This is a genomic window from Arthrobacter sp. AL05 (assembly GCF_029960715.1).
Classification (GTDB): domain Bacteria; phylum Actinomycetota; class Actinomycetes; order Actinomycetales; family Micrococcaceae; genus Arthrobacter.
In genome coordinates, this window is record NZ_JASBRC010000009.1 from 18,417 (window position 1) to 30,326 (window position 11,910).

Below are 11,910 nucleotides of genomic sequence, written 5' to 3' on the forward strand. Positions count from 1 at the left end.
CTCTGTCAACGCTAAGTCGATAACTTGGCGACATGAGTGAACACGTGGATGTTTTGATTGTTGGAGCCGGGCTGAGCGGCATAGGTTTCGCCAGCCGGTTGAAACGCGAGGCACCCGGGAAGACCTTCGCAATCCTGGAGTCACGCAGCGCCGTGGGCGGCACCTGGGATCTCTTCAGGTACCCGGGCATCCGCTCCGACAGCGACATGTATACCCTCGGCTACTCGTTCCGGCCCTGGGAAGGTGCCAAGGCGATCGCCGACGGCGACTCGATCCGCGAGTACATCGAGGCGACGGTTTCGGATGAGGGCCTCGGATCGCAGATCCGCCTGAACCACCGGGTCATCTCGGCCGAGTGGTCCAGCGACACCGCATTGTGGACGGTCACGGCCACCCGCACGACCGGCAGCGAATACCGACAGGACGATCCGTCGTCGACCGCCGAGGAAGTGACGTTCACCTGCTCCTTCCTGTCCGTCTGCTCGGGCTACTACCGTTATGACGAAGGCTTCGCCCCGGACATCGAAGGCGCCGACACTTTCGCCGGATCGATGGTGCACCCGCAGCACTGGCCGGCCGACCTCGATTACGAGGGCAAGCAGGTGGTGATCATCGGCAGCGGGGCTACCGCAGTGACGCTCGTGCCGTCGATGGCGAAGTCTGCCGCCAAGGTCACCATGCTGCAGCGCTCCCCCACGTACATCGCGCCCGTCCCGTCCCGGGACCACCTGGCCGACCGCCTCCGCGGAAAGCTGCCCGCTCAACTGGCTTACGACGTCGTCCGGGCCAAGAACATCCTCTTTTCGATGTTCACGTACCAGTTGAGCCGGCGGCGGCCGGAAACAATGAAGGCGATTCTACGCAAATCGGCAGTCGCCAAGCTGCCGGCCGGATTCGCCGTCGACACGCATCTGGCCCCGTCGTATCAGCCCTGGGACCAGCGGGTCTGCGCCATCCCGAATGGGGACCTTTACCGGGCGATCAGCGCCGGTACCGCCGACATCGTGACCGACGAGATCTCGCGGATCACTCCGGACGGAATTGATCTGGCCTCGGGCAGGTCAATCCCGGCGGACGTGATTGTCACGGCAACAGGACTGAACCTGCTTGTGATTGGCGGGATGACCCTCACCGTCGACGGCGAGCCGGTGGACGTGGGCCGAACTTTGACCTACAAAGGCATGATGCTCGACGGCGTGCCCAACTTTGCGCTCACTATCGGCTACACCAACGCATCATGGACGCTCAAAGCCGATCTGGTCGCGGGATACATCTGCAGGCTGCTCAAGCACCTCGACCGCCGGAACCTGCAGTGGGTGGCACCCAAAGCACCCGCCGAGGTCGCGGGCGCTGAGCTGACGTCCCTGATTGACCTGAAGGCCGGCTACATCCTGCGCGGCGCCGACAAGCTCCCCCGGCAGGGGGCAGAGTCGCCCTGGCGGCTGCACCAGAACTACTTCCGCGACTTCGCCCTGCTTAGGGCCGGCCGGGTCACGGACCACGTTCGTTTCGGCCGGCGCGGGCAGCAGGTGCGCGGATCCGGACGGACGACGACGGCGGCGGCGCTCCCGGATCCGCTCGACCTCCCCGGCACCGGGCACGTCGACGTCGGCGGTGCGCGGTTTCGCTACCGGAAGACCGGCAGCGGGGATCCCATGCTGCTCCTGCACGGCATCGGCCAGAGCCTGGAGGACTGGAACGAGCAGCACGAACGGCTCGCGGCGCGGCACACCCTCATCAGCGTGGACCTGCCCGGCTTCGCCTACTCCGACCGTCTCTCCGGACCCGCGACTTTGGCCAAGCTTGCCGGCTCTCTGCCTGCCTTCCTCGACGCCGTCGGGGTGCACGAGCCGCTGCCCGTGATCGGCAACTCGCTTGGCGGCGCCGTTGCCATGAAACTGGCGGCGGACCATCCGGACCGCGTCTCAGCCCTCGTACTTGCCAACAGCGCCGGGTTCGGCCAGGAGGTCGCGCTGGTCCTGCGCCTGCTCACGGTCAGGCCCCTCGCGGCTCTGCTCACGCGTCCTGCTGAGGCCGCTTCCCGCCGAACTGTGGAGTCGATCTTCTACAACAAGGCGCTGGTGACCGATGCCCGGGTCGGCCAGGCTTACGCCCTGTCGCGACGGGCGACGCACCGCAGGACCCTGCTCGAGGTCGCCCGCGATCTCGGCACCGTCTCCGGCGTCAGGGCAGAATGGCGGGCTGACCTCATGGCGGCCCTGGCGCAGTCGGACATTCCGATGCTCGTGGCCTGGGGCGACCACGACCACGTCCTCCCCTTCAGCCACCTCAAGGCGGCGACCGCGGCATTGCCACGCGCCGAGTCCCACGTCTTCCCAAAGACGGGTCACATGCCCCAGATCGAAACACCGGACGAGTTTGCAGCGGTAGTGGAGGACTTCCTCGCACGGCGCGTCGCAGACCGCCGGACGGCACGCCGCTGATCCGCCCTTCGGGGCCAGTCCTGACGGATTTTGGCCGCTTTCATCAGCAAGGAGACCAGCCCCTGGCGGGTGCCGGCAGCTTCACTCCCGGCACCCGTCAGCTGAACAGGCTGCCGAAGTCGCCGTAGGCCAGGGCTGCGTAGCGGGCGTAGGTGTCGAGCACTGCCGCCTCGACGGCATCCACGTCCAGGTGCGGGACAAGGTCGTTGACGGCGCCCGCGGTGGCAGGGTCCCAGTCCAAGCCCAGGGCCGCGTAGCTTGCCTCCAGCACGGCGCGGATCGGCACCGAGTTCTGCACGACGATAACCGAGCTGAACAGCCAGCCACCGGCCACCACGCGCTGCGCGGTACCAACGAGTTTGAGCTGGCGCCGGGGCACCTGCGGATCCTGCCCGTGGACACTGAACTCGCCCGGGCAGTATTCACCGGGAATCTCCCCCACCGCCGCGTCGACGCCGGCGGTCCGCAGGGCGCTCGCAAGCAGTTCGCCAAAGAAGGAGAAACGCCCTTTGGCTCCGGCGATCGCGTCTGTGGCCGGTTCCAGGTGATCGATCACCAGCGTGCCCTCGTGATAGGCGGCGGCGCGTCCGCCTGCCTTGCGGATCAGCGGCTCGAACCCCAGCTCGCGGCAGGCCAGCGCCGCGGCATCGAAGCCCGGCAGGTGGGTGTCCCGCTGCCCGAAGGCCACCGTGGGCGCCGGGCGGTAGAGCCGGAGCATGGCCCCCGCTTCGCCGGTTTTGACCTTCCGGAGCAGCTCCAGGGCGAGGTCCAGGTCCGCGGCTGCCCCCAGCGATTCTTCCTGCCGGAAAATCGTCAGCGTCCGTGCTGCGCCAGCGGCCTCCGGCATCTTGTTATGCTCCCTTATGCTCATCTTGCAATTCCTCGTCGTGGCCGCCGCATTCGCCGTCATCGATTCCATCTGGCTCAAGTCGATGAGCAAGTTCTATCGAAGCCATCTCGGGCACCTTATGGCAGACAAACCCAATCTAGGGTACGCCGTTGTGTTCTACGTGCTGTACATCGCGGGGATCGTCTTCTTCGCGCTCCAGCCCGCGCTCGACGGCGGCAGCTGGCTCACCGCACTCGGCTACGGCGCCGCGCTGGGAACCTTCGCCTACGCCACCTATGACCTGACGAACGCTTCGACCCTGAAGAACTGGCCGCTGGTCATCGTGGTGGCGGACATTGCCTGGGGCGCTGTGCTGACCGGCCTTGCCACCGTCGTCGGCTGGCTCGTGTTCCACTAGGCGGCGCTCCACCGGCGCCAGCGCGGATGGCGCCGGACGGGCCGGCCGCGCGCTAGGACTTCCGGAGCGTCAGGATCTGCTCGGCGCGGCCGAACGGGCCGTTGAGGTCGTGCAGCACGGTGGACGTCAGGCCAATTCCGTCCGTACCGAACGAGACTTCGTTGTCCAGTCCCAGCCACTCCCCTTCGGGGCGCCGGTACATGTGGATCTGGAGGTCCAGGTTGGGAAAGGCGTAGCTGCCGGTGCCCGGCGGAACGCGGGCGGCAATGCCGTTGGCGGTGTCCACCAGCCCGATCAGCCGGGCGAGGTCACTGCTGTCCGCTGTGTCCGTCAGCGGATGGTCCGTGTGCAGCCAGACGGTGCCCGAACCGGCCCGGTGTCCGTCCGCGATCCGCATCTGCAGCGAGGCAATGTACCCGCCCGGCCAGACGGTGGCCGCGTCGTACGGTTCGCAGTCCTCCGGTGCGGGGATCTTCGGGTCCTCAAAGGCCGCGACGGCTGAAGTGTCGGAAGTGATCATCCGCCACGCCGTGGCCCGGATCGCGGTGCGGCCGCCGGCCACCAGTTCGGCCTGCAGCAGTTCGATGGTCCGGCCCGGCCGCAGGGTCGTGGTGACAACCTCGAATTCGCCGCCCGGAATCAGCCCGAGGATCTCATAGCTCAGCCGTGCCATCCGCATATCGTTGCGCGGGTTATGCCGTGCAAGGCAGTCGGCCATAATGCCCGAGGCGGGTGCCATGTGCTGTTCGTGTACATTCCAGGCTCCCTGGGCGTGGATGGTGGAGCGAAAACGCCCGCCGCCCAGCGATTCGTAGTAGAAATTGCCCTCGGCAAGCACCGGTAGTTCAAAAGTCAACGTCTGCCCTTTCGCGTGGCTGGTAATCCCAGAACACACTATCGCTTCCGCTGCGCCGGCAGGCCGGCCCTCAACCGGGCAGGTTTCAGTCTTCTACCCGGACACCGCGCCAGAAGGCAACATGGTCCTTGATCTGCCGGGCGTCCGCCTTTGGCTCGGCGTAATACCAGGCGGAATCATCGTTGCGCTGGCCGCCGACCACAAGGCTGTAATAGCTGGCCTTGCCTTTCCAGGGGCAGACGGTGCTGTAGTTGCTCTCCTGAAGGTAGTCGGAGTTCACCGAGGACAACGGGAAGTAGTGGTTTCCCTCCACCATGACAGTATTTTCGCTCTCCGCGATGACCTTGCCGTTCCAGATTGCCTTTGCCATGATGTTCTCTTCCGTTGGTGGATCGGACGCCTGTTCAGGCGGGCGCGCCCCGCTGCCCGCCATTGGTTCAACGACGGGGGCCGCCCAAAGATTCCACTGGAACGGCCGGGAACCGCGGCGTTAAGTCCCCGCCGATTCACTCGACTGGGTAGACTCGGAAGTGAATTCCCGCGACTATCCGCTGAAGAGGTGCCCCCTGATTCGAGTCATCAGCTACAACCTGCGTAAGCACCATGCCAGCGGCGAGCTGGTTGATCTGGCGCACAATTTTGGCATTGATGCCTTGTGCCTGCAGGAATGCGACACTGACGATCTCCCGGACACGATCGGTGATCTGCACCTTGCCGACTCCACCAAAGGCAACCGGCTGGGCCTGGCGATCTACTACCGCAGGGACCGGTTCCGCGCCTATGAGACGAAGACTTTCGCGCTGAAGAAGTCCCTGCATGACCGGGTCCTGTCCCCCGCCCACGAACGGCTCATCGGTACCCGGGTGGTGGACAACGAAACGGATCACAACCTCGTTATCGCTTCCTTCCACGCGGCTCCTTTGACCGCTTCGAACTCACTGCGGCGGAACCAGATCCATGCGGCCCATGCGGAATTGCTGAGCATGGGCGGTGGCCTCATGTCGCTGATGGTGGGCGACTTCAACTACCCGTTTTTCACGAAGTACCTCACGGAGGAAATGAAGGATGCCGGCTACGACCTGACCCTCAGCGACCGGCGCACCTACACGCGCTACAAGGTGTTCAAGGGACACTTTGATTTCGCCACCTCGCAGGGCCTCAATATCGAAAGCGTGGAAACCCTCCCCCGGGGCGCCTCAGACCACCTCCCCATCCTTATCTCGGCGGAGTACGGCCAGGACGCCACCGGCACCTCCTCGTCCCCAGCTGCGTAGGCAGTTGCACCGTGCGGGGAGCTTGGGTGCCCAAAGCCCCGCCCGGGCTCCTGACGGTGCGCAACTATAAGCGAATCTGGCTGAAATCGGATCTGATGGCCGGCGCGGCCCTCAGTGCCTTCCTCATCCCCACCGGAATGGCGTACGCCCAGGCCGCCGGGCTGCCGGCAGTCACAGGCCTCTACGCCTCGATCATCCCGCTGCTCGTCTACGCCGTCTTCGGACCGTCCAGGGTCTTGATTATCGGACCGGATTCCAGCCTGGCCCCGATGATCGCCGCAGCCCTCCTGCCGCTCGCCGGCGAGGATCCGGACCACGCCGTAGCCCTGGCCGGTCTCCTGGCGCTGATGATCGGCGGGCTGCTCCTGGCGGGCAGGATCCTCAGGCTCGGTTTTGTCACCAACCTGCTGTCCAAACCCATCCGCGTTGGCTACCTTAACGGAATCGCCGTGGCGATTATGCTCAGCCAGTTGCCTAAACTGCTCGGCTTCCCGTCCCCCGGCGGCTCGCTTGTTGGCATCGCAACGGGCACCTTCACGGAAGTGGCACGGGGCGCCGTTCAACCCCTCGCGTTTTTGTTCGGCGCGGGCACCATCGCCGTCATCGTGGTGTGCCGTGTTCTGCCCTGGAAGCTCCCCGGCGTGCTGATCGCCGTCGTGGCGGCCACCTTGCTGACCGCGGCACTGAACCTGGCGCCGGCGCTCCCCACCGTCGGAGCCCTGCCCCGCGGCTTGCCGCTCCCGGCCCTCGGCGGAGTCAGCTTCGCTGACGTGCTGGCCTTGGTCGGCCCGGCGGCAGGCATCGCGCTGATTGCCTTTGCCGATACCTCGGTGCTCTCCAAAAGCCTGGCCGCCCGGAGCGGAGCGCACGTCAGCGGGAACCAGGAAATGGGTGCCCTCGGCATGGCGAATCTGGCCAGCGGCCTCTTCGGCGGATTCCCAATCAGCGGCAGCACCTCGCGGACGCCCATCGCCCTCGAAGCCGGCGCCAAGAGTCCGTTGGGCGGAGTCTTTGCCGCCGTTCTCGTGGCGCTGTTTATGGTCCTGGCGCCCGGCGTCACATCGTACCTGCCCGCACCCGTGCTGGCAGGTGTGGTTGTGGTCGCCGCGGCGTCGATCTTCGACGTCCGAACGCTGCTGCGGTTGCTCAAGATGAGCCGGACCGAGGCCGCACTGCTGGTTGCCACGTTCCTGGGCGTCGCCTTTGTGGGGGTGCTGGAGGGGATTGTTGTCGCCATCGGCCTGTCCCTGATCGCCTTTGTCCTGCGCGCACTGGACCCCTACCGAACCGAACTGGGCAGCGTGCCGGACGTTCCCGGCTACCACGACCTGAGCCGGCATCCCGAGGGCCACCGGGTCCCCGGCCTGGTCATCGTCCGCTTCGATGCGCCGCTGTTCTTCGCCAATGGGGCCGTCTTCACCGATCACATCAGGATGCTCGTCGCCGGCACGACCCACCCCGTGCACTGGGTGATTGTCGCGTCGGAGGCCATCACAGGCCTGGACACCACAGCACTGGATGACCTTGTGGCGCTCGACGACGAGCTCGCGAGGGGCGGGATCAGCCTGGTCTTCGCCGAGATGAAGGGTCCCATCAAGGACCGGCTGATCCGGTTTGGGGCCAGCAGCCGGTTTGGCCCGGAACACTTCTACCCCACCGTCTCCAACGCGGTGCGAAGCTACAAGGCAGCCTTCGGCCTAGAGTAGGGCAGGGCCTCAGTCCTGCAACGTGATCACGTCGATCGTGCCGTCCGGCCTGACCGTCACGAGTACACGGCGTCCGCTCACGCCCTGGAGTTCACCGACCTGCCCGATGGCGTGGGTGCGGGCCCGCCGTCATGGTGCCTTTAGGCCCCACCCCGCCCTGACCTGCTGTTTCGCCGTCGGATTCCCTTGAGGATAAGCCAGCCGGCGACGGCAGCCAAGGCAGCGTAGGCGGCAACGTTGAAAAAGCGGGAGTACTCGTCAATGAGCCGGTACTGCGCCCCGAGCAGTGCCCCCAGCCCGATTAGCAGCGCGTTCCAGATTCCGCTCCCCGCAACCGTGAACGCGCTGAAGGTGCCGAGGTGCATCCGCCCGGCGCCGGCAGGCAACGAGATCAGGCTTCGAACGCCCGGCAGCAGCCTGCCGAAAAAAACCGCGGACTTTCCATGACGGCTGAACCAGTCTGCGGCTTTTTCACAGTCTTCCCGGTCCATCAGCGGGACCCTCGACAACCACCGAATGGACCGCTCCAGCCCCAGCCGCGCCCCCAGCCAATACAGCAGCAAGGAGCCAAGGTAGGCACCCAGGGTACTGGTGCCCAGCACGAGAGCCATGTTTATGCTCCCCTGCCGCGTGAGGAACCCCGCCAGCGGAAGGATGACCTCGCTGGGAATGGGCGGGAAGACCGTCTCCGCCAGGGTAAAGAGTCCCACACCCCATTCACCAAGGGCGTCAACTGCGCGCGCGGCTAGACCGGCCAGGCCACCCACCCCGTCGACGCCATCGACAGCAGGCACTACGCTCGGGAAATGGGAATCGTTCGGAAAATACGTGCTGTCCTCGCTCTCGTGTTGATCGGACTGGCGGGGACCGGTCCGGCGGCACAGGCCGTTACCGCTTCCGACATCGTTGTGGAGGACAAGGCGGGCGTACTTGACCAAAAAACCCTCCTGCCTGCAATCCGGCAGATTGATTTCTACCAGCCCACCAAGGTGGCCGTCTACACCTACAGTGGTGCGGCGTCGGATAACCTCAACGAGGAAGTCCTGCGCTTCGCCCGGTCCGAACATCCGGAATGGATCAGCGAGGACGGGCAAAAATGGGCGAACGGGCTCTATATCTTCGCCCTGGACCCGGTGGGCCGGCATGTTGGCACGTACATGGGCGAGGACCGGAAGGTCTCGCTGGATCAGCGCGAGGACATCCAGAACGCTACCAAGGAGCTCTTTCGCGATGCCCAGTGGACAACCGGCACCATCGCCGGCATCCAGCGCGGCGCCGAACTGATCAACCAGCCCTGGTACCGGTCCACAGCCTTCCTCGTCGCGGCCTGGGGTGCCGCGGCTGCCGCCGTGGCCGGCGCCGCGACCTGGCTGATCGTGCGGTGGCGGACCAGGCTCAGCAGCCGCAAGGAACAGGCTCGCGGCGACGCGAGCTACGCCAGCGTCAGCATGGACCTCCAGGTCACCGAACTGAACGCCGGCACCATCCCGGAAGCGTCCCGCTACGGCAGTACAGTGCTGGAAAAGCACCGGACCTTTATGGCGAAGTACCGCACGGCCACCGGTCTCTCCAACCAGGTCCATTCCTTGTCCGCCAGGGACCTCAGCCGCCGGCCGAACCTGAAACTGATCCGCAGCTACGCCGACGCCGCCGCCGAATTGGATGCCCTCGACGACGTTATCGCCGACACCAATGCCCTGCTCAATCGTGGCTCCGTGTGGGCGCCTGCCTGGGACCGGCAGCTCGCTCCGTTCCGCGCCGACCTCGCGGCAATTGAACAGATGCTCAGCAAGCGCAACGCCGGGGGCAACACGGCGACCGCAGCGGCCCTGCGTTCGTTCCGGGACACAAGCCACCGCGATATCGAAAGGTGGACGGCGGAACTCGCGGACGGAACCATCAGCCCTGAGACGGCCCTGGACCGGCTGCGGGACGCACGCACCCAGCTCTCCGAGCTGCTCAGGGACCACGCGGATACCGTCATCGCCGGCTACGCCAAAAACGAAAAGGAAGCCAACCTGATGCGCAAGGAAATGGAAAGCGCCCAGGCCGGCAGCAAAGCCAAGTACGGGCGTACCTACGAGCCCAGCATCCTTGGCACCGTGTACCCGGCCTACTACTTCTTCTCCGTTCCCACTTTCAACTCCGGTTTCAACACCGGTGTCAGCAGCGTCGGAAGCGCCCGCGGCGGCGGCGGCACCACCGGCTACGGCGCAAGCGGCGGAAGCTTCTCCGGGTCCGGCAGTTCATCCAGCTTCTAACGGTTCGGCCGGAATTGACCCTACCGGAGAGCCGAACTGCGGCGTACGCTCGAACTCCCGGGGTGCCGGGCAGCGAAGGAGTGATGCAATGCACAAAGTCATTCTGATGTTTCAGGTATCCCTGGACGGATTCATCGAGGGGCCGGGGCAGGACCTGAGCTGGCATCGGGTCGATGAAGAACTGCACCAACATTTTAACGAAGAGCTCCGCGGCATGGGAGCGTTTCTAGACGGCCGCGTGACGTACGAGATGATGGCCGAGTACTGGCCCACGGCCGCCCAGGACCCGTCCAGCACGGCCCCGGAGATCGAGTTCGCCGGGATCTGGCGGGACATGCCCAAGGTCGTCTACTCCAGGACCTTGTCGAAGGCCGGCTGGAATACGCAGGTGGTGCGCGAGGTCGTTCCCGGGGACGTGAGGCGGCTCAGGGAACACTCGGATGGCGACCTTGCGCTGGGCGGTGCAGAGCTCGCGGAGGCCTTCAGGCGGCTGGGGCTGATCGATGAGTACCGGATCTATGTGCACCCGGTCCTGCTTGGCCGGGGCAAGCCTTTGTTTCAGGCGGCCGATGACATCACGGCGCTCCGGCTGCTGGAGAGCCGTACCTTCGGCAGCGGGGTGGTGTTGCTGCGGTATTCCCCGGAGCCTGCCTCCGGGCAGACCGAAGGCCGGTGATCCGCTGCCCCCAAGGCAACCGATCGACCGGCCTTCAGTACAGTGCCTGCGGTTGTGCTAGCCGGCGCGGACGAACGTTACGGGCCCCGTGGCGGTCAGCCAGGACAGCGGGTGGGCCATGGTGGCGTTGACACCGTTCATGCCGCCGCTGATGGCCTGGCCGTTGCCGGCGTAGATGGCAACGTGGCCGGACTGGACAATGATGTCTCCGGGCTGGGGGTCGCCGACTACCTTCCCGTAGTTCATAAAGCCCATCGGACCAATGTCACCAACCGGGATGCCGGCAGCGTTCAGGGCCTTCTCGACCATCGCGGTGCAGTCCTGCGTGATGCCGACCTGGCCGTACGCCACGGCCAGAAGGGTGGCATTGACCCCGCCGGCAGCCGGGGCAGCAACAGGAGCCGCTGCCGGCGCAGGTGCAGCCTGGACGTTGACAGTAGCCTTCGCGGCGGCAGGGGCGGCAGGGGCGGCCGCACGGGCCGGTGCTGCGGGGGCCGCGACGGGCTGGGGTGCCTCGACCACGGGCGCCGGGGCAGTCTCAACGACGGGGCGTTCGAAGGTGATCTGCACAGCGGAGTCCGCCATAACCGGGGCGGCGACCACGCCCTTGACATCGACGGAACTCGCGGGTGCGGAGTCGCGCTGGGCAGGCACGTCCGCTGCATTGGCGGCCATCGCGCCGCTGAAAACCATTCCGGAAGCGGCGGCGAAGACTGCGGCCTGACGGCCGATGGTGCGGCGGGTACTGCGAAGATCGTCGCGGTTGGGCGCGTGAGTGTTGCTGAAAGTCATTAGTTGAGCCTCTCCCAATGCCTGCGGGGTGAGCTGTCGGATTCGGATGGGAGACACCCGGCCGCACGCGGACCCGATCATGTCGGGCCGTGCGGCTTCACCCCAAGACCCCTGGAGAACAGCGGGCCAAAAGTGGTTTCCCCGTCTCTGCCGGACGTTGCTGCGAGTTATCCCCGCGCCGCGGCAGAGTTAGGCAATCGGCTGGGGAGAGCCCGTCTCGGAGACAACAGGCACCTAACAAAGATAACGGAATGATCACAACATGTCACGTTGCGGTAACGGCGGACCGGGCTGCGGGGGCCCGCTGGCCCTTCCCGCACGCGGTCACAGGCATAGGATGTTGCCAACACCGTCCCCCGAAGCAGAGGCCCGAAAATGACCGCTCCCCACGCCGCCCGGCCCGCTGTGGCAATCTGCCAGCTCAGTAACCAGCCGTTGGCGGACTTCAGTGTCAACACCGAACTGCTGGTCCTGGAAAACGGGGAAGTCCACGTTTCGACGTGGGACGCCGAGCCACGCGACGGCGGCTTCGATGTTCGCGTCCTGAATGACCGCGTGGATACCCTCGGCTACATGGTGATCACGGATTGGGAGTTCTTCGACGAAAAGGCCTACGCCGTTGTGGAGCGCCGACCGGGCCACACAGGGTAGCTT

At 65.8% G+C, this 11,910-nt stretch carries 12 protein-coding genes and 1 riboswitch; of the genes, 7 read left to right on the forward strand and 5 right to left on the reverse strand.

What is annotated here, in order from left to right; genetic code table 11:
- Positions 1 to 32 precede the first annotated feature (32 nt).
- A complete protein-coding gene (locus QK287_RS12025) occupies positions 33 to 2,444 on the forward strand; it encodes an alpha/beta fold hydrolase (protein ID WP_282360212.1) in 2,412 nt (803 codons plus the stop codon).
- 97 nt (positions 2,445 to 2,541) lie between these two features.
- Here the strand turns inward: QK287_RS12025 and QK287_RS12030 are convergent, their stop codons facing one another.
- Positions 2,542 to 3,291, reverse strand: coding sequence for a lipoate--protein ligase family protein (locus QK287_RS12030; protein ID WP_226775184.1), 750 nt, complete (start codon positions 3,289 to 3,291; stop codon positions 2,542 to 2,544).
- A gap of 16 nt (positions 3,292 to 3,307) precedes the next feature.
- Here QK287_RS12030 and QK287_RS12035 point away from each other — a divergent pair, with 16 nt between their 5' ends.
- Positions 3,308 to 3,691, forward strand: a complete 384-nt coding sequence (locus QK287_RS12035; protein ID WP_226775071.1) for a DUF2177 family protein — start codon at positions 3,308 to 3,310, stop codon at positions 3,689 to 3,691.
- Between the two features lie 52 nt (positions 3,692 to 3,743).
- Here the strand turns inward: QK287_RS12035 and QK287_RS12040 are convergent, their stop codons facing one another.
- Together QK287_RS12040 and QK287_RS12045 are read right to left on the reverse strand one after the other, a co-directional pair.
- On the reverse strand, positions 3,744 to 4,547 hold the full coding sequence (locus tag QK287_RS12040; protein ID WP_226775070.1) for a thioesterase family protein: 804 nt from the start codon (positions 4,545 to 4,547) through the stop codon (positions 3,744 to 3,746).
- A gap of 85 nt (positions 4,548 to 4,632) precedes the next feature.
- Positions 4,633 to 4,917, reverse strand: a complete 285-nt coding sequence (locus QK287_RS12045; protein ID WP_226775069.1) for a DUF427 domain-containing protein — start codon at positions 4,915 to 4,917, stop codon at positions 4,633 to 4,635.
- Positions 4,918 to 5,116: 199 nt separating this feature from the next.
- Between QK287_RS12045 and QK287_RS12050 the strand changes: the two genes are divergently transcribed.
- Both QK287_RS12050 and QK287_RS12055 read left to right on the forward strand, forming a co-directional pair.
- Positions 5,117 to 5,821, forward strand: a complete 705-nt coding sequence (locus QK287_RS12050; RefSeq protein ID WP_226775183.1) for an endonuclease/exonuclease/phosphatase family protein — start codon at positions 5,117 to 5,119, stop codon at positions 5,819 to 5,821.
- A gap of 26 nt (positions 5,822 to 5,847) precedes the next feature.
- Positions 5,848 to 7,527, forward strand: coding sequence for a SulP family inorganic anion transporter (locus tag QK287_RS12055; RefSeq protein ID WP_226775068.1), 1,680 nt, complete (start codon positions 5,848 to 5,850; stop codon positions 7,525 to 7,527).
- A 140-nt stretch (positions 7,528 to 7,667) separates the two neighbouring features.
- On the opposite strand, the gene QK287_RS12060 is transcribed toward QK287_RS12055, so the two are convergent.
- Positions 7,668 to 8,321: a DedA family protein gene (locus tag QK287_RS12060; protein WP_226775067.1), complete on the reverse strand. Its 654-nt coding sequence runs from the start codon at positions 8,319 to 8,321 to the stop codon at positions 7,668 to 7,670.
- A 12-nt stretch (positions 8,322 to 8,333) separates the two neighbouring features.
- Between QK287_RS12060 and QK287_RS12065 the strand changes: the two genes are divergently transcribed.
- Positions 8,334 to 9,788, forward strand: coding sequence for a DUF5129 domain-containing protein (locus QK287_RS12065; RefSeq protein ID WP_226775066.1), 1,455 nt, complete (start codon positions 8,334 to 8,336; stop codon positions 9,786 to 9,788).
- Positions 9,789 to 9,876: 88 nt separating this feature from the next.
- Positions 9,877 to 10,464: a dihydrofolate reductase family protein gene (locus QK287_RS12070; RefSeq protein ID WP_282360213.1), complete on the forward strand. Its 588-nt coding sequence runs from the start codon at positions 9,877 to 9,879 to the stop codon at positions 10,462 to 10,464.
- Between the two features lie 57 nt (positions 10,465 to 10,521).
- On the opposite strand, the gene QK287_RS12075 is transcribed toward QK287_RS12070, so the two are convergent.
- Positions 10,522 to 11,256 (reverse strand): hypothetical protein, encoded by a 735-nt coding sequence (locus tag QK287_RS12075; protein ID WP_282360214.1) that lies wholly within the window; start codon positions 11,254 to 11,256, stop codon positions 10,522 to 10,524.
- 4 nt (positions 11,257 to 11,260) lie between these two features.
- Positions 11,261 to 11,459: riboswitch (cyclic di-AMP (ydaO/yuaA leader) on the reverse strand.
- Between the two features lie 172 nt (positions 11,460 to 11,631).
- Between QK287_RS12075 and QK287_RS12080 the strand changes: the two genes are divergently transcribed.
- Positions 11,632 to 11,907, forward strand: coding sequence for a hypothetical protein (locus tag QK287_RS12080; protein WP_282360215.1), 276 nt, complete (start codon positions 11,632 to 11,634; stop codon positions 11,905 to 11,907).
- Positions 11,908 to 11,910 lie beyond the last annotated feature (3 nt).